Genomic DNA, 23,999 nt, shown 5'->3' with positions numbered 1-23,999 from the left:
TAATAAATAAATCTAATTATGATGATTTTTAATTATCAATTCCGTGATAAATCAAACGAATTTATTAAAAAAACTCATATATCAAATAAATAATGAGGTTTCTATATAGTTAGTTATTTTTCGTCATAAGAAATCGTTAGTGCATTACAGGGGATTTCAGTATCATGTGCCCCCTAACTATCACCAGCAAAATATTGATGAAACCTGCCATGTCACAAACATTTATTCCTGGCAAAGATGCCGCACTGGAAGATTCTATCGCTAGCTTTCAGCAAAAATTAACCGACTTAGGATTTAACATTGAAGAAGCTTCATGGTTAAACCCTGTTCCAAACGTTTGGTCTGTTCATATTCGCGATAAAGATTGTCCTTTATGTTTTACTAACGGTAAAGGCGCCAGCAAAAAGGCGGCATTAGCCTCTGCTCTAGGCGAATACTTTGAACGTCTTTCAACCAATTATTTCTTCTCTGATTTCTGGTTAGGTGCTGATATTGCAGAAGGTGAATTTGTTCATTATCCAAGTGAAAAATGGTTCCCACTAACAGAAGATGATTCTGTTCCCGCAGGCTTATTAGATGCGCGTTTACGCGAATTTTATGATCCTGAAGGTGAATTATGTGGTAGTGAGTTAGTTGATTTACAATCAAGTAATCATGATCGCGGAATCTGTGCTCTGCCATTTATACGTCAATCTGATGAAAAACCTGTTTATATTCCTGTAAACATTATTGCTAATTTATATGCTTCTAATGGCATGTCAGCGGGAAATACAAAGAATGAAGCACGAGTTCAAGGGCTTTCTGAAGTTTTTGAACGTTATGTAAAAAATCGCATTATCACTGAAAGAATTAGCTTACCTGAAATTCCTAAAGAAGTTTTAGCTCGCTACCCTGCTGTTATTGAAGCGATTGAAACATTAGAGCAAGAAGGTTTCCCAATCTTTAGTTTTGATGCCTCTTTAGGCGGTCAATTCCCTGTTATTTGTGTCGTGTTATTCAACCCACAAAATGGTACCTGTTTTGCCTCTTTTGGTGCTCACCCTGATTTTGGTGTGGCTTTAGAGCGTACTGTCACTGAATTATTGCAAGGTCGCAGCCTTAAAGATCTCGATGTCTTTAATCCGCCAAGCTTTGATGATGAAGAAGTTGGTGATCATACTAACCTTGAAACACACTTTATTGATTCAAGTGGTTTAATTAGTTGGGATCTATTTAAGAAAGATGCCGATTACGCATTTGTTGACTGGAACTTCAGTGGTACGACAGAAGAAGAGTTCCATACCTTAATGTCACTTTGCCAGCAGTGTGATGCAGATGTCTATATCATGGACTACTCACACCTAGGTGTTTACGCTTGCCGTATTTTAGTACCGGGCTTATCTGATATTTATCCTGCTGAGGATTTACAATTAGCCAATAACATTATGGGTGTACATTGGCGTGACACCATTCTTTCTCTACCAACGAGCGAAGGCACTAAAGAAGAGTATCTTTCTCTTATTGGTCAATTTGATGAAGATGGTTTAGATGACTTTACACGTATCAGAGAGATGATTGGTATTGCTCCGGGTAAAGATAATGGTTGGAGCCATTTGCGTGTAGGTGAATTAAAATCAATGTTAGCTCTTGCGGGGGGCGATCTTGATCAAGCGCTCGTTTGGGTTGAATGGACTCAAGACTTTAATGCTTCTTTATTTACGCCAGAGCGTCAAAACTATTATCGCTGTTTACACAATCTCTTATTATTACAACAAGAGACTGAACGTGAACCAGAACAATATATGTACGCATTTTCTCGTATGTATGGCGAAAAAACATTACAAGCAGCCTTAAATGCAATACAAGGCAAACAAGCATTTTACGGATTACAAACTATTGATCCTGATTTAGCTAATTTACCTGTTCATCAGTCGTTACTTGCTGCCTATGAGAAATTACAGAAAGCAAAACGTCAATCGACTAAATAAACCTATTTTGTTTAAGGTTATTTATTAAATAATAATTAATTTTAACTGAATAATAAGCGCATATTTAAATTGAAACACTCTATTGAAAAGTAGAGTGTTTTATTTTGCTAAAAATAATATATTGACAGATTTGTCAATATGACAAATTTGCCATCTGACAAAATTGTCAAAATATGGCAAAAGTGACGATTTAAGGCATTTAATATGACACCATAAATACATATTGAACTTTTACACTAAGAATATTACTTAAATATAGTTTAAATTGCTATTTGTTTAACCAGATCTCAAAAATTAAAAAACCTTATTTTTATAATGGGTATATGTCTGGAGTAATCATTAAAGATTAACCACAAATAAAGTAATGTTTATATTTATGACAAAAGTAAATAAGACGTTAAATTTAATTTTTAATTCTTAACATACGGGGTTTAAATAATACTTTATATTTACTTTCTACTTTATTTATCCAGCTAGTCTAAAATTTTTTGATAATTTTTAAAAAATTTTTTCATTTTATTAATCAAATAGTTATAGCCAAAATAGCGGGTTTTTACGCACTAAAAACGGGATTCTAATGAGCGACCATGATCCATATCAATTTTAGAAGTAAGCCCCTTTGCTACTATTATTGCGTGCTATAATTATTCCAACATATAAGAGAGTGTTAGTATGAAAGCTGACAGCCCTTTTAATTTATTATCACCTGCGGATATGGCAAAAGTTGCCGATGATGCATGTTGTTATAAAGCAAATAAACATATTCCAACGACTTACTTATCTGCATTTACCGCGGGTATGTTTATATCAATTGCTTTTGTTTTTTATATTACTGCTACTACAGGTACCGCATCTGTTCCATTTGGGCTGGCTAAATTAGTCGGTGGGATCTGCTTCTCTCTGGGGTTAATGCTCGTCGTCGTTTGTGGCGCTGACTTATTCACCTCTACTGTTCTTACTATTATTCCTAAAGCAACTGGACGTATATCTTGGGGCAAAATGTTTGCAAACTGGATAAATGTCTATCTTGGTAACTTTGTTGGCGCACTCTTTTTTGTCGCCTTAATGTGGTTCGCAGGTCAGCATATGGCAGCGAATGGGCTTTGGGGGCTTAATGTCTTACAAACAGCACAACATAAAGTTGAACACACTTTTATTGAAGCCGTTTGTTTAGGTATTTTAGCTAACTTAATGGTTTGTCTTGCAGTTTGGATGAGCTATGCAGGTCGTACACTAATTGATAAACTCTTTGCATTAATTTTACCTATCGGTATGTTCGTTGCTAGTGGTTTTGAGCACAGTATCGCTAACATGTTCCTTATCCCTTTAGGTATTGTTATTAAGAATTTTGCACCCGCAGAATTCTGGACTAAAGTAGGTGCATCACCCGAACAATTTTCGGATTTAACAGTTTCGAATTTCCTCGCTGACAATTTATTACCTGTCACTATCGGTAACATTATTGGCGGAGCAGTCCTAGTCGGTTTGGTATACTGGTTAATGCATCTGCGTGGCGATAAACATTAATCCACGCAGGTATGACTGATTTCTTAAGTTCCATTGTAAAAAGGTAGAAGTATCATGTCTGATTTAAATGAAAAATTTGCTGAAGCATGGAAAGGTTTTTCTGAAGGTGAATGGCAGAACAATGTTAACGTTCGTGACTTTATCCAAAAAAACTACACTCCATATGAAGGCGACGAATCTTTCCTAGCAGGTTCCACTAAAGCAACTGATACACTTTGGGAACAAGTTATGGAAGGCATCAAAATCGAAAACCGCACGCATGCGCCGGTTGATTTTGATACTTCTGTTGCTTCAACTATCACATCTCACGATGCGGGTTATATCTCTAAAGATTTAGAACAAATCGTAGGTTTACAGACTGATGCACCTCTGAAACGTGCGATCATCCCATTCGGTGGTATCCGTATGGTTGAAAGTTCTTGCCACGCTTACAACCGTGAGCTGGACCCAGAACTGAAAAAAATCTTTACTGATTACCGTAAAACTCACAACCAAGGCGTTTTCGATGTTTATACTCCAGACATCATGAAATGCCGTAAATCTGGTATCTTAACAGGTTTACCAGATGCATATGGTCGTGGTCGTATTATCGGTGACTACCGTCGTGTTGCACTGTATGGTATTGAGTTCCTGCGTAAAGATAAATTTGCCCAATTCACCTCTTTACAAGAAAGAATGGAAAAAGGCGAAGATCTGGAAATGACTATCCAACTGCGTGAAGAAATCGCAGAGCAGCACGCTGCTTTAGGTCAAATCCAAGAAATGGCTGCGAAATACGGTTACGATATTTCTCGCCCAGCGCAAAACGCAAAAGAAGCAGTACAATGGACTTACTTCGGTTACTTAGCCGCTGTTAAATCTCAAAACGGTGCTGCAATGTCATTTGGTCGTGTATCTACATTCTTAGATATCTACATCCAACGTGATATTGAAGCAGGTTTACTGACAGAAGAACAAGCTCAGGAATTAATTGACCACTTAGTCATGAAATTACGTATGGTTCGTTTCTTACGTACTCCTGAATATGATGAACTGTTCTCTGGTGACCCAATCTGGGCAACAGAATCTTTAGCAGGTATGGGTTTAGATGGCCGTACTCTGGTAACTAAGAATACTTTCCGTTTCTTAAATACCCTGTACACAATGGGTCCATCACCAGAACCAAACATGACCATCCTGTGGTCAGAACAACTGCCTATCAACTTCAAAAAATATGCAGCTAAAGTCTCAATCGATACTTCTTCAATCCAGTACGAAAATGATGACTTAATGCGTCCTGACTTCGACAGCGATGACTATGCAATCGCATGTTGTGTTAGCCCAATGGTTGTTGGTAAACAAATGCAGTTCTTCGGTGCTCGTGCGAACTTAGCGAAAACCTTACTGTATACCATCAATGGTGGTGTTGACGAAAAACTGAAAATCCAAGTAGGTCCAAAACATGCTCCAATCATGGACGAAGTATTAAACTTCGATACTGTGATGAACCAAATGGATCACTTTATGGATTGGTTAGCAACTCAATACGTAACTGCGCTGAACGTTATCCACTACATGCACGATAAATACAGCTATGAAGCAGCTCTGATGGCACTTCATGATCGTGACGTATATCGTACAATGGCATGTGGTATCGCAGGTCTGTCTGTTGCTGCTGACTCACTGTCTGCAATCAAATATGCAAAAGTTTCTCCAATCCGTGATGAAAACGGCTTAGCAGTTGACTTTAAAATTGATGGCGAATACCCACAATTTGGTAACAACGATTCTCGTGTAGATGACATCGCTTGTGACTTAGTTGAACGTTTCATGAAGAAAATTCAGAAACTGCGTACATACCGTAATGCGGTACCTACACAGTCAATCCTGACTATCACTTCAAACGTTGTTTACGGTAAGAAAACAGGTAATACTCCAGACGGTCGTCGTGCAGGCGCACCATTCGGACCAGGTGCTAACCCAATGCACGGTCGTGACCAAAAAGGTGCGGTAGCTTCTCTGACTTCTGTTGCGAAACTGCCATTTGCTTATGCGAAAGATGGTATTTCTTACACCTTCTCAATCGTACCTAATGCATTAGGTAAAGATGATGATGTTCGTAAAGCAAACCTTGCGGGTCTGATGGATGGTTACTTCCACCACGAAGCGGGTATCGAAGGTGGTCAACACCTGAACGTCAACGTGATGAACCGTGAAATGCTGTTAGAAGCAATGGAAGATCCTGAGAAATATCCTCAGTTAACTATCCGTGTTTCTGGTTATGCAGTTCGCTTTAACTCACTGACTAAAGAGCAACAGCAAGACGTTATCACCCGTACATTTACACAAACAATGTAATAAAGATAACTATATGCATTTATTTACTGAGAAAGTAGATAAAATCGCTTAGAATAAAGGCCCCTACTTTGGGGCCTTTTTATTGACAGTTTTGGAGTAACCCTGTTATGTCCGTACTTGGTCGTATCCACTCATTTGAATCCTGCGGTACTGTTGACGGTCCCGGAATACGTTTCATTGTTTTCTTTCAAGGATGCCTAATGAGATGCCTCTATTGTCACAACCGTGACACATGGGATACTCATGGTGGGCAAATCGTCACAGTTGATGAACTAATGAAAGAGGCGGTTACCTATCGTCATTTTATGAATGCTTCTGGCGGCGGTGTTACTGCTTCAGGTGGCGAAGCAATTTTGCAAGCAGAGTTTGTGCGCGATTGGTTCCGCGCTTGTCAAAAAGAAAATATCCATACCTGCTTAGATACTAACGGCTTTGTTCGTCGTTATGATCCCGTTATTGATGAATTAATGGATGCCACTGACTTAGTGATGCTCGACCTAAAACAAATCAACGATGAGATCCACCAGAAACTGGTTGGTGTATCAAACCAGCGTACACTTGAATTCGCACGTTATTTAGCAAAGCGAGGCCAAAAAACATGGGTTCGTTATGTGGTTGTACCGGGTTGGTCTGATGATGATGATTCTGCTCATCGTTTAGGCGAATTTATTAAAGATATGAAAAATATCGAAAAAGTAGAACTTCTTCCTTACCACGAACTCGGCAAACATAAATGGGTAGCTTTAGGAGAAGAATACAAGCTAGATGGCATTCATCCACCGTCAAAAGAGACGATGGAAAATGTAAAATCAATTCTTGAATCTTACGGTCATAAAGTGATCTACTAAGCTTTTCTACTTAAGATTAATTTAAGAAGCAGCACATTAAAGTGCTGCTTTTTGTTTTCATATAATTAAAAATATCCCAAACAAATAAAGTTATTTTTTAATGAGATGAAGTTAACTTAAATTATTTAAATCATTTTGTATTAATTAAAGAATATCTGTCCCCACAAGTAAAAATATACATTCTAAGATTATCCTTAACCTATATTAAGTTGAATACAGTTGATTAATAACAAAACAAAAAGATATTATAGAAGGCTTATATTTATAAACTAAAGATATTGGGATTAAGGTACAGGAAATGGAACAAGACAATAATTCATCGCTAACAGAGCCACAAGAGGTATTTACGCCTATTCCTCAAGCACGAGGTGCCTCAGGCGGAGTACGTTGGTTAGGACTGGGATGGGATTTAATAAAAGAACGTTTTTGGATGTGGGTAGGCGTTATTATTATCTACTTTATCGTTAGTCTTATTATATCGACCATTCTTGGATTTATTCCGCTAATAGGTCCAATCATATCACCTTTTATTACTACTGTATTAGCTACAGGCCTTATTGCCATTGCCCATCAGCAGTATGAAACCCAACGGATGGACGTTGATAATCTATTCTTTGGTTTTTATAACAAACGCTATCTAAGTATAATGGGCGCTTACGGCATCAGTTTCCTTATTTTGCTGTTTGGGATTATTCTCGCGGTTATTATCTCTGGTGCAGCCATGATGGACGTTATCTATGCGGCTTCTAGTGATTATTCTGAAGAAATTATTGCTGAAATGATGGCAGATAACACATCAGGTTTTACTCTATTTATCATTATTATTGCTATTTTCGGTACAATTAGTACTGCTGCATATTGGTTTGTCCCTGCGTTGGTATTAGTAAACGGTTATAAAGCGCTCCCTGCTGTTAAAGCGAGCCTTTCGGCAGTAAAAATAAATTTAGCTGGTGGGTTCTTCTTCTTTATTTTACTGCTATTTATTCTGGTCGTGAGTATTATTCCATTTGGTTTAGGGTTATTAATTACTATTCCTCTTTCTTACACTGCGATGTATGGCTCTTATCGTGACGTTTTTTATCACCATAATGTAGGCAACCAAGGAAATAATGGTGGAATTGGCGGAAATGGTGGAAATGGAACGATTTCTCTTAATAAAACCGCTGAATCCAATATTGGTAAATTAGTCAGTTAATCTTCGATTTAATTGATTAAAACGAAAAAATAATGTTTTTTGCTTGCACTCCAACAGTTAATTAGTAAAGTTGGAGTGCGTTTTATTTCTCTTATTTTGACTAATTATTATCTCCAATGTAACGGTATGATTTTATAAAATATATCTTTGAAGTGTTCTTTTCCATAATGATTCATTATTGAAAAAAGTACATCCGTACATTGAAACATTTTATTCATTCCTAATAATCTATCGCTCCATTCTTTAAAGTTTTTTCCCATTAATTTTGGATTTAATTCATTAGCCTTACTCATTAAAGCATAAGCATACATTCTTAATATTTCAGGTGAATCTGAATCGTTGCCAAATACAGAGCTTGATGAATATTTAACAATTAAAGCAGAAAGACTTAATAAATATTGAGATTTCAATTCTTTACTTACCAAAGTAATATCAAAAAGTTCACAAAGTTTTTGATAATGTTCAATAGTTAGAGAACTTTTTTTAATATTACCATCTGAAGCATTTAAAAATGGCTTAAATATTTTACTTAACTTTTCTTGTTCTTGAATATTAATAAGCTTTTCATTAGAAAAAGGCTTCATACCTATTAAAACAGAGTGAAATTGTTCATAAAAATCACTTGATTTAAATAATGACAACCACTTATTAGATTCAATTTTATTGGCCATCTTGTTATAACAATTTGTAAAAATAACAAAATCAGGTATAGTACTTATTTCTGACATTATAAAACCATTAAATAACTCATAATAATTAATATTATTAATTTTCTCACAATCATTATTAATATAAAGATAAAACCTAGTAAAACTAGTATTAGTTTCCATATTATTATTAAATAAAACATTAACTATATCTTCATGACTAATAATTATTTTTTTATCTTTATTGTTATTTATTAAAATATAATTAAAACTGTTTTTATCATACCAGTCAACCTTTCTATCACCACAATCAATATCATTTTCTTGAACAAAAGATTTTATCTCCTCAAGATCAAGATATTTATCATATAACACTCTTGCTCTATCTCTAATATTTTGATTTTCATGATAAAGTGATAATACCATTAGCTTAATAAATTTATCATTTTCTTGTAGCATAAATTTTTTCGGCTTATCATTGTCATAATTATTAATTAGATCTAAATGAAAAGATAAAAAATCAGGGGATAATTTATCAATAGAATTACTATATTCATCATCAAAATAGGAACTATATAAAATATCAGCAATAAATTTTTTAATTATTTTATTTTTACAAAAATATTGATTAGAGAATAAATTTTCTATTATAAAGTCTGCTGATAACCCTATATTATTATCACCATCATGACCATTATAATTATATAAAATAGTACACTGTATTTTTAAAATCAGAGCGCTCATCAATGATGTTTTTATTTCATTATATTTATCATTTATTGAACTAATGGTTTCAAATAGAGTTTTTTTATTTTTCATTAAAGGAATATTGTCAATATCAATTTCTATTTTTGCATTATCAAGTGTCGAATTTTCAAAATTAGCACTTTTTACCTTAATTGTTGCATTACTTAAGTCACTATTTATAAAGTTTACATTTTCTATATTTGAAAATAAAAAATCAGCGTTGGTTAAATTACAATGATTAAACGTTGAATTTTTTATTGTTGAAGCATGAAAATAAGATTTAGTTAATTTACAATCCGTAAATATTGATTCATTTATATTACATTTTTCAAATTGTGAAGAACATATATTCGCGTCATTAATATTAACATTTTTAATGTTAAAACTATTAAATTTATCATTATTAATTTTTTTATTTTCAAATAAAAAATCCATTAAATCTTCATTTATAAAATGATTAACATCCTTATTGGTTGATTGATATATTCCCACTCTATTTTTATAATTTCCTATGATCTTTTTTTGTGTACTATTTTTTATTTTTTTATTGGTTAATAATCTTTTTAATTCAACTATAAATTTATATTCACACGCATATTCTATTTTAATTTCATTTAATTTTAAAAATAAAGACTCATAATTTTTTATTTTTTCTTGAATAAGATAGGTATCATTAGGATCTTTTTTTAATTTTAATTTCTCACTTGTTAATTTTACTGTTAATATTTTATTAGCAAGATTAAAATTACGGATAGATGGACTCTTCTCTGCGAGATCAACTGCTAAAATCGCATCTTGTTTTATTTTAACTTTTAAATACATAAATATATTATTCATAACCCTCACCAATGTATATTTTAAAGTAATAAAAAACACACGTTTTGTTCTTAATTATTAATTAATATATAATTAAAAATATATGATTTGTTGTTTTTATAATTAGATAATTTTAATTTATTAACTATAATAAAATAACCAAATACATAATGGCTAATGAATTATAAATTTTATAGTGTGAATATATAAAAGAAAAAAGAACAGTCGATGTCACCATCCACTGTTCTTTTTATTGAGAATTGAGATGTTATATTAACCCGCAAACGGGTTTTTATTATCATAAGATTTATTATAAAGTGCATCAGATATTAAATAATTATAAATTTCATCAACAATTTCAATACCTTCTTTTTCGCTTCTTTGTTCTTCTATTTGACTATTCTCACCAGGATAAAGCACTTTCTCCACATGAGGAGCTGGCTTAATTGCATTTAACTCCCCCATAGCCTGTGAGATATGTTCTCTAAATAATGAGGCATCAGTAAAGAAAGCAGGATTGATAACAATATGTAATTGGCCTAGCTCTCGCCCCTGTGTTAAATCGTGATACATCGAACTGACATGTTTACCGAAAGGAAGACCCAGCAAAATGCCAGACAACACATCAACCATCATCATTAAACCATAACCTTTAGGTCCCGCAATAGGTAATAAACCTTTTACTGCGAAGGGATCTGTCGTAGGTTTACCACTTTCATCAACTGCCCAAGTATCAGGAATGTCGACATGACGCGAGCGCGCATCAAGTACCTTGCCCCATGCCTGTACAGTTGTCGCCATATCAAATGTAATACGTTTATCGCCTACTCCAGGCGCTGAAAAAGCGATAGGATTAGTGCCGTAATAGACTTCAGAGCCACCAAAAGGAACAACCATAGGATCAGATTGACACAGCGAAATACCCACCATGCCTGCTTGTGATGCTTGTTCAACAAAGTAAGATAGCGCACCACTATGACCAATTCGTCTTACACCAACAACCGCAACTCCCTTCTCTTGTGCCATCTTAATTGCGCGTTCCATTGCGTCTTTCGCTGCAACATGCCCAGCTCCATTATCACCATCAAATACAGCGCTACATGGCCCCGTTTCAGTATAAGTAAAATTAGGCACTGTATTTGTACCGCCTTTACTGATCCGCTCTGCATAATATTCCACACGCACAGCACCATGAGAATGAATACCTTTGGCATCAGCATGGACTAAGACATCAGCCACCGTATCAGCATGAGGCTCACTCAATCCTGCATGATGTAATTTATTTTTGATTAATTGATGTAACTGCTGTTTAGAAACTATCATAGAATATGCTCTTTTGTAGGGTTCTAATTAAATAGAAATGTTATAAATAACGAAAGTAAATTCGAGCGATAGGTCTAATTTAACAGCATAAATAGGATCTGCCGTGATCGGTTTAACCAATGGCGGATTGCGTTATATTTTTGTTAAATAGTCATTTCTTTATTAAAAACCTTTTTATAATCCCTCTTATAATAAACAAAAAAGTGGCATAATCTCTTACACCACTCTTTGATACATTAATTTAAAAATAGACTAATTATGGAACAGGAACTGCTTCGCCTTTAAAGGTATCCAAAATAAATTTTTTGGTTTCAGGCGCTTTTAGCTGTACCATTAATTTAGCAATACGTGGATCGTTTTTATCTTCTTCTCTTATAACAACCACATTGGCAAACTTACTGTTAGCCGCAGGCTCTGTATAAATCACTTCTTTGGTTAAGTCTAATCCCGCATTAATGGCAAAGTGCCCATCAATAGAAGCGACATCTGCTTCACCATTTTTATAAATTTGTGGCAACAATGGACCATCATAGGTAAATAAAAACTTAATATTACGAGGATTTTCTACAATATCATCAATTGTAGAATCATCAGGATCGATGCCATCACGTAATTTAATTAAGCCCTCATCTTGGAATAGTTTTAATATATGTCCATGTTGTGCCAAGTTATTACTACTAATCATTTTTGCACCATTAGGTAAATCTTGCAGACTTTTATATTTTTGCGAGAAAAAACGATATGGATGCATATGTACAGCTCCCGCAGAAATTAATTTCCAATCAGGGTGATCTGCTAGTGTTTTATTTAAATAAGGTACATGTTGGAAAAAGTTAGCATCTAATTCTTTTTCGGCTAATGCTTGGTTTGGAATAATATAATCATTAAAAATTCGAATATCTAACTCTAGCCCTTCTTTTGCTAACTGCGGTTTAATAAATTCTAAAATTTCTGCATGCGGTGTACTTGATGCGCCGATAATTAATTTATTCTTTGATTTTTCATCTGATGGTTTGCAAGCAGAGAGTGCTAGACTAATAAGTAGCAGTGATCCCAGTTTTTTAAATACTGTTAATTTCATTGTTATAACCTTATTTTTTTAAATTTGATTTTTAATTGAATTAATTCTTTAATTAGCGTTTATCTATATTTCTTACAACACTATCTCCTAATAACTGAATGCATAATACAATAAATAAAATCACTAAAGTCGCAGCCCAAACCACATCAAGATGACTGCGTTGGAATCCTTCTAAATAAGCTAAGTTGCCCAGTCCACCCGCCCCAATTGCGCCTGCAACTGCGGTTCCACCCACTAAAGAAATCAACGTGACGGTTAAGCCAGAAATAAGTGCAGGTGATGATTCTGGCAATAACACTTTAAATATTAGTGTAGGCAAATTAGCACCCATTGAGAGACTTGCTTCTATAACGCCTTTATCTACTTCACGTAATGCTAATTCAACCAATCGAGCATAAAAAGCAGCGGCTGAAATCACTAATGCAGGTAGTGCTGCATTAACACCTAATATGGTTCCCACAATTAATTTAGTAAAAGGGAACAATAAAATAATTAAAATAATAAAAGGAACGGCTCTAAAAATATTTACAATAAATGAGAGCATTCTATATATAGAAATATGTTCTTTATAACCCTCTTTTGCTGTTAAAAATAATGCCACGCCAATTAAGATCCCTAATAAGCAGGATAATGCACCAGAAACCAGTGTCATATATAATGTATTTAATGTTTCTTCACCGAGTACATTGAGTTTTAAATGAGGTAAATAGCTATTAAACCAACTTTGTATTTCATCCATATCACACGACCGCTATATCAAATTTATTATTCTCAAGATATTGGATGATTTCATCCGATTTATTATTTAGCTGTAAATAAATAAACCCGTTTTCTTGTGAAAAACTGCCTTTTATTAAATTAACTGGATCATTAAATTTAGAAATTAAATCATAAAGTAAATAGTCATATTTTTTACCTTCTTGCAGTAACAGTTTTATTACTGTGCTTTGCTGCTTTATATTCTCAATATCATCACTGTTATCTGTTACATGTACTGATTGTGATAAAAACTGTTGTGTCACTTTATGTTTTGGTTGGTTAAATATTTTTACTACTTCGCCTTGTTCAATTATTTTTCCTTGCTCAATAACGGCTACTTTATTGCATATCGCTTTTACAACTTGCATTTCATGCGTGATCAACACAATCGTAATATTCATTTTTTGATTAATTTCAGCGAGCAGTGCTAAAATTGTTTGTGTTGTTTTTGGATCTAATGCAGATGTTGCTTCATCACATAATAAAACATCAGGATTATTTGCCAGCGCTCTAGCAATACCAACACGTTGTTTTTGCCCACCACTTAATGTTGATGGATATTCATCAGCTTTATCAGCAAGCCCAACTAACTCCATTAATTCACTCGCACGTTGAAAACGTTGCTTCTTATCTAACCCTGAAATTTCAAGTGGAAATTCAATATTCTCTCTAACTGTACGTGACCACAGCAAATTGAAATGTTGAAATATCATACCAATTGAGTGGCGGATTTTACGGATCTCACGTTCACTGCTGGTGGTAATGTTGTATTTACCAACAATCACTTCCCCCTTTGTTACAGGCTCTAAACGATTCAATAAACGAATTAAGCTACTTTTCCCAGCACCGCTATAACCAATGATGCCAAAGATATCTCCCTGTTCAATATTCAAATTAATATCATCAACAGCAATAGTTTGCTTTTTCCCTCGCTGATAAATTTTGCTGACATTTTTTAGTGTTATCATTTTAATCAACTCACCCATTAAATAGAAATCCAGACGGCTAAACATCTAGAAATCCAAATTAATGTCAATGAGAGAAATTGTCAAGGTGGGAATGAAAATATAAAAAATAAAAATGGAATACCTTAGAATTAAATTATTTATAATGCTCTCTTTGCTAATTTTTAACTCTATAATAATCTAATTATTTGGGTTTAATAGGTAATATAAAGCAAATTATTAGTGATAAATATTTTACTCGGGTAATAAAAAACCCCTGCCTAAGCAGAGGTTTCTTTTATCAATAATCAATTAATTAGATAATAATTAACCGATATATTCTAAACCTTTCATGTATGGGCGTAACACTTCTGGAATTTCAATACGGCCATCAGCCATTTGATAGTTTTCCATAATTGCAACTAAAGTACGACCTACTGCTAAACCCGAACCATTTAAGGTATGAACAAGTTGTATTTTCTTATCACCTTTAGAACGGAAGCGTGCTTGCATACGACGAGCTTGGAAATCCCACATATTTGAGCATGAAGAGATCTCACGGTAAGTATTTTGAGCCGGAACCCAAACTTCTAAGTCGTAAGTTTTACGTGAACCGAAGCCCATATCGCCAGTGCAAAGCACAACTTTACGATAAGGTAGATTCAGCAATTGCAGCACTTTTTCAGCGTGACCAGTCAGCTCTTCTAATGCTTCCATTGATTTTTCAGGATGAGCGATTTGAACTAGCTCAACTTTATCAAATTGGTGCATACGAATTAAACCACGAGTATCACGACCATAAGAGCCTGCTTCTGAACGGAAACATGGTGTGTGAGCTGTCATTTTCAATGGCAAGTCGTCTTCTTCAAGAATGACGTCTCTTACCATATTTGTCACAGGCACTTCCGCTGTTGGAATAAGTGCATATTGGCTTTCTGCTTCTTCTTCTAACGGTTTAGTGTGGAATAAGTCTTCACTAAATTTAGGTAACTGGCCTGTACCGTACAGAGTTGCGTGGTTAACCAAGTAAGGAACATACATTTCTTGGTAGCCGTGCTCTTCTGTGTGCAGATCCAACATAAATTGTGTAATAGCACGATGTAAACGTGCAACTTGCCCCTTCATCACAACAAAACGTGAACCGGTAATTTTTACCGCAGAAGCAAAATCTAAACCATCTGTTAGCTCACCTAAAGTCACATGATCTTTTAATTCAAAATCATAAGTTTTTGGTGTGCCCCAACGAGAAACTTCAACGTTTTCGCTGTCATCTTTGCCATTTGGAACAGCATCATCTGGCATATTTGGGATAGTTAAAACGTAATCACGAATTTCCGCTTGAAGCACTTCAAGTTCGGCTTTTGCAGCTTCAAGTTTTTCACCTAACAGGTTAACTTCTTGACGAAGTGGCTCAATATCTTCACCACGCGCTTTTGCCGCACCAATGGACTTCGATCGGGAATTACGTTCTGCTTGCAGGGATTCAGTTTCAACCTGTAACACCTTACGGCGTTCTTCTTGTTGACGAATTTTTTCCACATTGAGGATGAATCCCCTGCGAGCTAGTTTTTCGGCGACCGCGTCTAGCTCATTACGCAGTAGATTTGGATCGAGCATGCTTATCCTGTGCTTATTGATAGATTAATAAAAACCTTCTCTCCTATCTTATAAAAAAGATATCTGAGACAAGGCATAGTTAAGAAATTAATGATAATTGAATAACCTTACCGCATCTTTACATTTTGCGATAGCGTTTTGTCGTACTATTTTGATCTTGTTGAGCAAGCCAGTCTAATTTCTCTGCAAGCTTGATCTCTAACCCTCTTTTCACTGGGTAATAGTACTGTGTATCAGCCATTTCTTTAGGAAAATAGACCTCACCAGCAGCATAAGCATTAGGCTCATCATGAGCGTACCGATATTCAGCACCAAGCCCCATTTCTTTCATTAATTTTGTTGGTGCATTACGCAAATGCTCAGGTACATCATAATCAGGTTTACTTTTAGCATCAGCAATGGCTGCTTTAAATGCAGTATAAACAGCATTACTTTTGGGAGCACAAGCCAGATATACAATTGCTTGAGCAATAGCGCGCTCACCTTCTGCGGGACCAACACGCGTGAAACAATCCCATGCAGCTATTGCCACTTGCATAGCACGAGGATCGGCGTTTCCCACATCTTCTGATGCAATCGCCAATAAGCGACGAGCAACATAAAGCGGATCACCGCCGGCTGTTATGATCCTTGCATACCAATAAAGAGCAGCATCAGGCGCTGATCCCCTGACTGATTTATGCAATGCAGAGATAAGATCGTAAAAGCGATCACCTTTATTATCAAAACGAGCACTTCGTTCACCACTGATTTCTGTCAGTAATGCTGGTGTTAATACTCGTTTTCCTTGTTTATCAACTTCAGCGATATCCGCCATCATTTCAAGCAAATTTAATGAACGGCGCGCATCACCATTAACCAATTGTGCAATCATTTTGCGTGTATCATCTGGCAGAATAATATTACGTCCGCCTAAACCCCGTTCAGGATCGTCCAGCGCTTGTTGTAGTACTTGCTCAATATCAGCTTCGGTTAATGAACGTAATAGATAAACTCTTGCTCTGGATAACAATGCTGAATTTAATTCAAAAGAGGGATTTTCTGTTGTTGCGCCAATAAAAGTGATTGTGCCATCTTCAATATGAGGCAAAAAAGCATCTTGTTGACTCTTATTAAAACGATGAACTTCATCAACGAACAGGATCGTTCTACGCCCTGCATTGCGGTTTTGGCGCGCAATTTCAATAGATTCTCTAATTTCTTTAATACCCGATGTCACCGCAGATAATCGTTCTATATCAGCTTGCGCATAGCGACCAATGATCTCAGCAAGGGTGGTTTTACCCGTACCAGGAGGTCCCCATAAGATCATGGAATGCAATTGACCCGCTTTAATCGCTCGAGGTAATGGTTTACCTTCGGCAAGTAAATGAGTTTGTCCGATATATTGTTCCAACGTTTCAGGTCGCATTCTTGCGGCTAAAGGTTGGAACTCATTGCGTGAAAAATCGAGTGATAAATTACTCAAAATATCCTCACTGACGTTGGTCATCCACAGTCACACCCGCAGGAGGAGTAAAGCGAAACGCGGATGCATCGATTGGTGCGGCAGTCTGTGCAGTCAATTGATAATTGCTTACTTGACCGTCTTGTTCTGTAGCTGCAAATTGCTGAATTTGTCCGTTAGGTAATACAGTTATCGTAAAATGTTTTAAGTTATTTTCTACTTTAGGTGTTAACTCAAAACGATCACCAGACTGTTTCACGTCATAGTTTTGCCACTCTTTACTGTCATTACGGGCGATCAGCATAAAAGGCGTATTGGTTGTGGCACTTTCCAGCCAAGTTGCTGTAACTTGCTCGACAAAAGGATTGTAAAACCACAATGTTTTACCATCAGAGATCAACGTGCTCTCATCTGGTGCTGTCATGTGCCAATTAAACAAATCAGGGCGTTGTACTTTTAAACTGCCTTCCCCTTTTTGGATAAGTGAGCCTTCATTGCTGGTCACGGTTTGACTAAAGTTTGCTTGAAAACTATTTACTTTATTTAATCGTTGTTGCAAATCCTGACGTGCATCAGCCCAAGCGGCTTGGCTACTAAATAATGTCATCGCACACACTGCAAATAATACTTTTTTCATTCTACAAGCCTCGGCATGAGATAACGCCGACATAATGTCGGCGTATAAATTATTGATGATGTTGTGCAGATTATCATGCTATCTCATTAGCTGATAACTGTGTTTTCAAGATATTACATATCTGAAGGTGGCGACGAAAGGACATCACGCGTATTGTTGTGATTTGGCGCACTGACAATACCTTGCATTTCCATTTGTTCCACAATTCTTGCTGCACGATTATAGCCAATTCTAAATTGACGTTGCACTCCAGAAATAGAAACACGTTGTTTTTCAACAACAAATTCTACAGCTTGGTCAAATAACGGATCAAGCTCTTCGCCATCGTCATATCCACCACCACTATTACCTTCACCTTCTTCACTGCATTTAGTAATAGCTTCAATATACTGAGGACGACCGCGTGCTTTCCAGTCGGTTGCGACTGCATGAACTTCATCATCACTCACAAAAGCACCGTGAACACGCTCAGGTACAAAACCATTAGGTGCATAAAGCATATCCCCCATACCTAGTAATGATTCTGCACCACCTTGGTCTAAGATAGTTCGAGAGTCGATTTTACTCGATACAGTAAACGCAATACGACTAGGAATATTGGCTTTAATTAACCCAGTAATGATATCAACGGAAGGTCTTTGCGTTGCAAGCACAAGGTGAATACCCGCAGCACGCGCTTTTTGTGCTAAACGTGCAATCAATTCTTCAACTTTCTTACCTGCTGTCATCATTAAATCAGCAAATTCATCAACAACAACCACGATATAAGGCTCTTTTTCCAACGTTGGCATTTCTGTTGCCATACTGTCTGTTGGTTTCCAGAATGGATCTGGAATTGGGCGTCCCATCGCTTCTGCTTCTTTAATTCTTTCGTTATAACCTGCAAGATTACGCACACCTAATGCCGACATCAGTTTATAACGGCGTTCCATTTCAGCCACACTCCAACGCAGAGCACTTGCGGCATCTTTCATATCGGTAACCACTTCTGTTAGAAGATGTGGAATACCTTCATAAACCGAAAGCTCAAGCATTTTAGGGTCAATCATAATAAAGCGAACATCTTCTGGTTTCGCTTTATAGAGAATGCTGATAATCATCGCATTCACACCGACAGATTTACCTGAACCTGTTGTACCAGCAACAAGTAAGTGAGGCATTTTAGCCAGATTGGCAACAACTGGCTGACCGCCGATATCTTTACCTAAAACAACAGTCAATGGCGAGCGGCTATCACGAAATGCATCGCTATCTAACAACTCACGCATATAGACGGTTTGACGTTTTTTGTTAGGTAACTCCAGCCCTACATAAGGTTTGCCCGGAATAACTTCAACAATACGCACCGCAATAGCAGACAATGAACGAGCTAAGTCGCGTGATAAATTTGATATACGTGCAGCTTTTACACCTGGTGCAAGTTCAAGTTCAAAACGAGTGATAACAGGCCCCGGTGAAATACCAACCACCTTGGCTTTAACACGGTAATCATTAAGACGAGCTTCAATAAGTTTACCAATACGCTCAAGCTCAAACATATCAACAGGCTCATCTTCTACTGGTGGCGTTGTTAGCAGATCCAGAGAAGGCATTGGTGTTGTTGGCTTCTGCAATGGTCTATCATTACGCATCAAGAATGGGTGAATTAACGATTCTTGCTGTTGCTGTTGCTGTTGCTGTTGCTGTTGCTGTTGCTGTTGCTGTTGCTGTTGCTGTTGCTGTTGCTGTTGCTGTTGCTGTTGCTGTTGCTGTGCAAAATGCTGAGCCATATTAGGCTGAGGCTCAATACGTGATTGAGGTGCAACTTGTGGCGTAACAGGTTCTGAAACAATCGGTGTAAACACTGGCTCTATCGGATCTTCATCCAATAGATCATCAATTGGCGAGAACGCCTCTAATGCTGTGAGCTCTCTTTCTAACTCAATTTTAGGGATGTATTCTTCCTCTTCTTCATCACGAGGCGAAATTTGTAGAAATGCATTGCTGGCTGGGTATTCAACTTTTTTCTCAATAGTTTGAGTCGGTTGCGCTGATTGTGAAGCGAATGAATGTTGAATATGAGGTTGATAACCCGTTGTTGCTTGCAATGAAGGTGCTGATGTCGATATTTGAGGTAAAACCTCATCTTCGTCATCATCTAACGAAACATCATCACCATAACGATCCTGCAATTGTTGCTTAAATTGTGCTGCTAATTGTTGCTGATATTGCTCATCTTCATCAATATCGCTGTTATTCTCTTCTGTGGAAGAGAACGTATTCGCGGTAACCGTTGGTTCATCTCGATAATCATCTTGTTGATGATTAAATGAAGATAATGGTGTTGTAATATTTGGCTGATGGGCTCCAATAATAGCTTCAGGATCAGCACTATCGTCCTCACCATAACGTTCGCGTTGCTGTTCGAGGAATTGCTGACGCAACTCTTGTTCGAAATTCGCTTGTTCTTGAATATCAGCTAACTCATCTTCAGATTCAGATTGAACGGCTTCCTCACGACGACGCAATTCAGCTTCGCGTTGTGAAGGTATATGAATGCCATAAAGCTCACGGCGTGTTGGCAATCGCACTGGATTTGGGCGTGGTAATTCAGGGCCTAATCCTTGTTTAACTTGAGAGCCATGACTAACAAGAGCACTAGTTGCTGCCACTGTAGCTGCTTGTGTTAAAGAGTCTGTATCAGGTGCTAACGAGAATGTAGGTTCAGCTCTGCCTGCAGGCATTACACTATCTGTTGATACGGACGATGGCTGTGCCATAGGTTCATTATCAAACGGCATCACAGAAGGTATATTCTTTTCTGGTATTGAGTAAGCGAAACTTGAAGGAGCATTGACTTCTGATTGAGCTTCTTTTTTCAAAAATGCTTCTGGAATATCAAAACGGTAATGTTCTGGCTCTTCCTCTGTATGAGTTGGTTGTGAAACCGTTGCTGGCACAAGAGGATCAGCTTGCGTCAATGTTTGCGCATGTTCATCTGCTATGTCATTTGTTGCAGAGAAAGATAGCAAATCATCTTCTTGTTCTGCTTTAACTTGTAATGTGTCTATCTCTTGCTGACGAGCTAGCTCAAGTGCTGAAGGCGCAGAAAATAAAATATCATCACTCTCTTCTGTTGCTAATTCAGATTGCTGATTTTCTTTTTGATTTAAATTTTCAGCTAATTCTGTAACAACGTCTTGAGTATCATCTTCCTCTTCTTCATCCTCGTAATCAGCTTCATTTTGGCCTCTATTGGTAATAAAACCAACACTTCCCAAAATAACGGCACCAATCTTTTCTGTGATTGTTAACCAAGACCAGCCGGTAAACAGTGTAAAGCCAATAGCCCAAACAGATAACAGGGCAAGAGTAGCACCTAAAACATTAAACCACGGTAATAGGGCTTTGCTAAACAAACTTCCAATAACACCACCAGAGCTGAAATTATAGATATCATCAAAATTAAGATCAGCCAATGCACAAGAGGTAAAGATCAGAGCCAAAGCACCAATCGTGCGTAGTGCAAGGGAAAAGAAGTCGGTGTATTCACGGTTTTGTTGGTAGCGTAGAGAATTCCAGCACCCAAAAACCACGACGACAGGAATTGCATAGGCAAGTAAACCAAATGCAGAAAATAGAATATCAGCTAACCATGCTCCGATACTACCGCCTAAATTTTGAATAGGCTCATTCCAAGTGGTTTGTGACCAGCTAGGATCAGAGGGATGAAAGCTAAGTAATGAAACCATTAAAAAGACAGCGCCAATACCGATGAGGATGAGAATAGCCTCCCAAATACGGCGACGGTTGCTTATCTTTGTTAAACGAATATTTTTATCTTCTGTATATTCCTGGCTCAAAGAGGGCTCTCCAGGTTTAACTTAGGGTGAATTAAAACGGAACAACGCTGAGATATCCCAGCGTTGAAACTGTATGCATAAACAGGAGTGTACCTAACTTTTTCCTGCTTTGCACCAACCTATTAAGTTGGCTTAGCGAGTTTTAATTACAAGACGGTTACTTTGTTTAACTTCTTCCATAACCACGTATGTACGTGTGTCATTAACACCTGGAAGACGTAACAGTGTTTCACCGAGTAATTTACGGTAAGCGGACATATCAGGTACACGAGTTTTCAACAGATAGTCAAAATCACCAGAAACTAAATGGCATTCTTGGATTTCTTCAAGTTTTTGAACAGCCATATTGAATTGTTCAAAAACATCTGGTGCACCACGGTTTAATGTGATTTCCACGAATACTAGTAATGATGCATCTAAGTAATGTGGGTTTAACAGTGCAGTATAACCAGAAATAAATCCTTGGCGTTCTAAACGACGTACACGCTCTAAACAAGGTGTTGGTGATAAACCTACACGTTTAGATAGCTCAACGTTTGAAATACGACCATCTTTTTGAAGCTCATTTAGAATATTCCGGTCTATTCTATCAAGATCTTTACCCGGACGTTTTTTATTATCAATCATCTCTATACTCTCTTTCTCTTTTTCTCTTACTTTATTTTCCTATACCCATACCTGTACACCTTCAGCATCACTGTCGAAACTTCGGTATCAAACGGTCAGAGCAAACTACCAATCTATTTTCTTTTGATGCCAGATAAAAGTTCTATTTTATCCAAATACTCATTAGCAAATATCGCAAAGTAACTATCCTATGCCCTGTCTGTCTAAAAAATAATACGTACAACATCCGAGGATAATTATCTTTAACAATCATGTTTTCGCAAATGTACAGCGGATTGTCAAAGCAAATGAGTAAAAATCAGAACAAGGCGCTATGTTATTCTCTATATACGCAAGATAAACATCAATTGTAAAGCAAAATGTTTCAGGTTAATTCGATGATGTTAGCCCAATATAACTCTATAATTATTAAACTATATTAGTATTAACTATTGCTAAAATAGCTAAAATATTATGTCTATTTCTCGTCATTGGCTTTTTTTAACGTCTTATTTCTCCTACAATCCCTCAATTCGCATCACGCCTAATCAGAGATGAGGTATACATGAGCACCATCAAACATAGCAAACTTATTATTTTAGGTTCAGGCCCTGCGGGTTATACCGCCGCCGTTTATGCTGCAAGAGCAAACTTAGAACCAGTACTGATTACGGGTGTTGAAAAAGGCGGTCAGCTGACAACAACAACAGAAGTCGAAAACTGGCCCGGTGACCCAGAAGGGTTAACAGGTCCTGGATTAATGGACCGCATGTTTCAGCACGCTGAAAAATTTAATACAGAGATTATCTCTGACCATATTAATAAAGTCGATCTGAAAAACCGTCCATTCCGCCTATTTGGTGATGAACAAGAATACACTTGTGATGCATTAATTATCGCAACAGGTGCTTCTGCACGTTATATCGGTTTACCTTCAGAAGAATCTTTTAAAGGCCGAGGCGTTTCGGCTTGTGCAACGTGTGACGGATTTTTCTATCGTAACCAGAAAGTCGCTGTTGTCGGTGGCGGAAATACCGCTGTGGAAGAAGCTCTTTATTTAGCGAATATCGCATCAGAAGTTCATCTGATCCACCGCCGTGATTCTTTCCGTTCTGAAAAAATCTTAATTAACCGTTTAATGGACAAAGTCAACAGTGGCAATATTATTTTGCATACTGATCGCACCTTAGACGAAGTTCTTGGCGATGATATGGGTGTAACTAAAGTTCGCTTAAAAGATACTAAGAGCGATAAAACCGAAGAATTAGAGGTTATGGGTGTCTTTATTGCTATTGGACATAGCCCTAATACCGCTATTTTTGATGGTCAATTAGAATTAGACAATGGTTACATCAAAGTACAATCAGGAACTCAAGGTAATGCAACACAAACCTCTATCGAGGGTGTTTTTGCAGCAGGTGACGTAATGGATCACATTTATCGTCAAGCAATTACCTCCGCAGGTACAGGCTGTATGGCTGCTTTAGATGCAGAACGTTACTTAGACGCACTAAAATCCAACTAAAATCATCACTTCCCTTCAAGGCGCTATTTCAGTAGCGCCTTTTACCATGTAACATACTAACCTGGTTGCCAAAGCGTATAACTACTTACCCTTGGCCTTTTGATACTGTGTATCTCACCTGCAAATTTGAATCT

The 23,999-nt window shown here is 36.8% G+C and carries 16 protein-coding genes; 6 read left to right on the top strand and 10 right to left on the bottom strand.

Features of this window, described 5'->3' with window-relative positions; genetic code table 11:
- The first annotated feature begins 209 nt into the window (after positions 1 to 209).
- The 5 genes from ycaO (at position 210) to F1325_RS05965 (ending at position 7,874) form a co-directional block, all read left to right on the top strand.
- Positions 210 to 1,967 carry a 30S ribosomal protein S12 methylthiotransferase accessory factor YcaO gene (gene ycaO, locus F1325_RS05985; RefSeq protein WP_109373519.1) on the top strand — a complete coding sequence of 586 codons (1,758 nt, stop codon included), beginning with the start codon at positions 210 to 212 and terminating at the stop codon, positions 1,965 to 1,967.
- 672 nt (positions 1,968 to 2,639) lie between these two features.
- On the top strand, positions 2,640 to 3,494 hold the full coding sequence (focA, locus tag F1325_RS05980) for a formate transporter FocA (RefSeq protein WP_100159566.1): 855 nt from the start codon (positions 2,640 to 2,642) through the stop codon (positions 3,492 to 3,494).
- A 54-nt stretch (positions 3,495 to 3,548) separates the two neighbouring features.
- Positions 3,549 to 5,831: a formate C-acetyltransferase gene (gene pflB, locus F1325_RS05975; protein ID WP_160230117.1), complete on the top strand. Its 2,283-nt coding sequence runs from the start codon at positions 3,549 to 3,551 to the stop codon at positions 5,829 to 5,831.
- 107 nt (positions 5,832 to 5,938) lie between these two features.
- On the top strand, positions 5,939 to 6,679 hold the full coding sequence (gene pflA, locus F1325_RS05970; RefSeq protein ID WP_160230116.1) for a pyruvate formate lyase 1-activating protein: 741 nt from the start codon (positions 5,939 to 5,941) through the stop codon (positions 6,677 to 6,679).
- Positions 6,680 to 6,977: 298 nt separating this feature from the next.
- On the top strand, positions 6,978 to 7,874 hold the full coding sequence (locus F1325_RS05965; RefSeq protein WP_109373517.1) for a BPSS1780 family membrane protein: 897 nt from the start codon (positions 6,978 to 6,980) through the stop codon (positions 7,872 to 7,874).
- Positions 7,875 to 7,981: 107 nt separating this feature from the next.
- Here F1325_RS05965 and F1325_RS05960 read toward each other — a convergent pair whose 3' ends face one another.
- From F1325_RS05960 to lrp, 10 genes are all read right to left on the bottom strand, one after another.
- Positions 7,982 to 10,105, bottom strand: coding sequence for a pentapeptide repeat-containing protein (locus F1325_RS05960; RefSeq protein ID WP_160230115.1), 2,124 nt, complete (start codon positions 10,103 to 10,105; stop codon positions 7,982 to 7,984).
- Positions 10,106 to 10,357: 252 nt separating this feature from the next.
- Positions 10,358 to 11,407 (bottom strand): ureidoglycolate dehydrogenase, encoded by a 1,050-nt coding sequence (allD, locus tag F1325_RS05955; protein ID WP_160230114.1) that lies wholly within the window; start codon positions 11,405 to 11,407, stop codon positions 10,358 to 10,360.
- Between the two features lie 256 nt (positions 11,408 to 11,663).
- The gene (locus tag F1325_RS05950; RefSeq protein ID WP_109373514.1) at positions 11,664 to 12,488 is read right to left on the bottom strand and encodes a MetQ/NlpA family ABC transporter substrate-binding protein; all 825 of its coding nucleotides are present in this window, start codon (positions 12,486 to 12,488) and stop codon (positions 11,664 to 11,666) included.
- Between the two features lie 52 nt (positions 12,489 to 12,540).
- Positions 12,541 to 13,227, bottom strand: a complete 687-nt coding sequence (locus tag F1325_RS05945) for a methionine ABC transporter permease (RefSeq protein ID WP_109373513.1) — start codon at positions 13,225 to 13,227, stop codon at positions 12,541 to 12,543.
- Position 13,228: 1 nt separating this feature from the next.
- Positions 13,229 to 14,260, bottom strand: a complete 1,032-nt coding sequence (locus tag F1325_RS05940; RefSeq protein ID WP_244185061.1) for a methionine ABC transporter ATP-binding protein — start codon at positions 14,258 to 14,260, stop codon at positions 13,229 to 13,231.
- Positions 14,261 to 14,518: 258 nt separating this feature from the next.
- Positions 14,519 to 15,808 carry a serine--tRNA ligase gene (gene serS / locus F1325_RS05935; RefSeq protein ID WP_109373512.1) on the bottom strand — a complete coding sequence of 430 codons (1,290 nt, stop codon included), beginning with the start codon at positions 15,806 to 15,808 and terminating at the stop codon, positions 14,519 to 14,521.
- Positions 15,809 to 15,926: 118 nt separating this feature from the next.
- On the bottom strand, positions 15,927 to 17,276 hold the full coding sequence (locus F1325_RS05930; RefSeq protein ID WP_109373565.1) for a replication-associated recombination protein A: 1,350 nt from the start codon (positions 17,274 to 17,276) through the stop codon (positions 15,927 to 15,929).
- A gap of 7 nt (positions 17,277 to 17,283) precedes the next feature.
- Complete coding sequence (gene lolA, locus F1325_RS05925; protein WP_109373511.1) at positions 17,284 to 17,892, bottom strand: outer membrane lipoprotein chaperone LolA; 609 nt, start codon at positions 17,890 to 17,892, stop codon at positions 17,284 to 17,286.
- Positions 17,893 to 18,005: 113 nt separating this feature from the next.
- A complete protein-coding gene (locus F1325_RS05920) occupies positions 18,006 to 21,623 on the bottom strand; it encodes a DNA translocase FtsK 4TM domain-containing protein (RefSeq protein WP_432277995.1) in 3,618 nt (1,205 codons plus the stop codon).
- 243 nt (positions 21,624 to 21,866) lie between these two features.
- Positions 21,867 to 22,361 carry a leucine-responsive transcriptional regulator Lrp gene (gene lrp, locus F1325_RS05915; RefSeq protein WP_004244566.1) on the bottom strand — a complete coding sequence of 165 codons (495 nt, stop codon included), beginning with the start codon at positions 22,359 to 22,361 and terminating at the stop codon, positions 21,867 to 21,869.
- Between the two features lie 544 nt (positions 22,362 to 22,905).
- Here lrp and trxB point away from each other — a divergent pair.
- Positions 22,906 to 23,865 carry a thioredoxin-disulfide reductase gene (gene trxB, locus F1325_RS05910; protein WP_109373510.1) on the top strand — a complete coding sequence of 320 codons (960 nt, stop codon included), beginning with the start codon at positions 22,906 to 22,908 and terminating at the stop codon, positions 23,863 to 23,865.
- Positions 23,866 to 23,999 lie beyond the last annotated feature (134 nt).

Origin of the sequence: Proteus columbae (assembly GCF_009914335.1) — a bacterium.
In the GTDB taxonomy this organism is placed as follows: Bacteria; Pseudomonadota; Gammaproteobacteria; order Enterobacterales; family Enterobacteriaceae; genus Proteus.
Note: the sequence above shows the minus strand (reverse complement) of the source record. Positions and strands in the feature narration are given on the sequence as shown.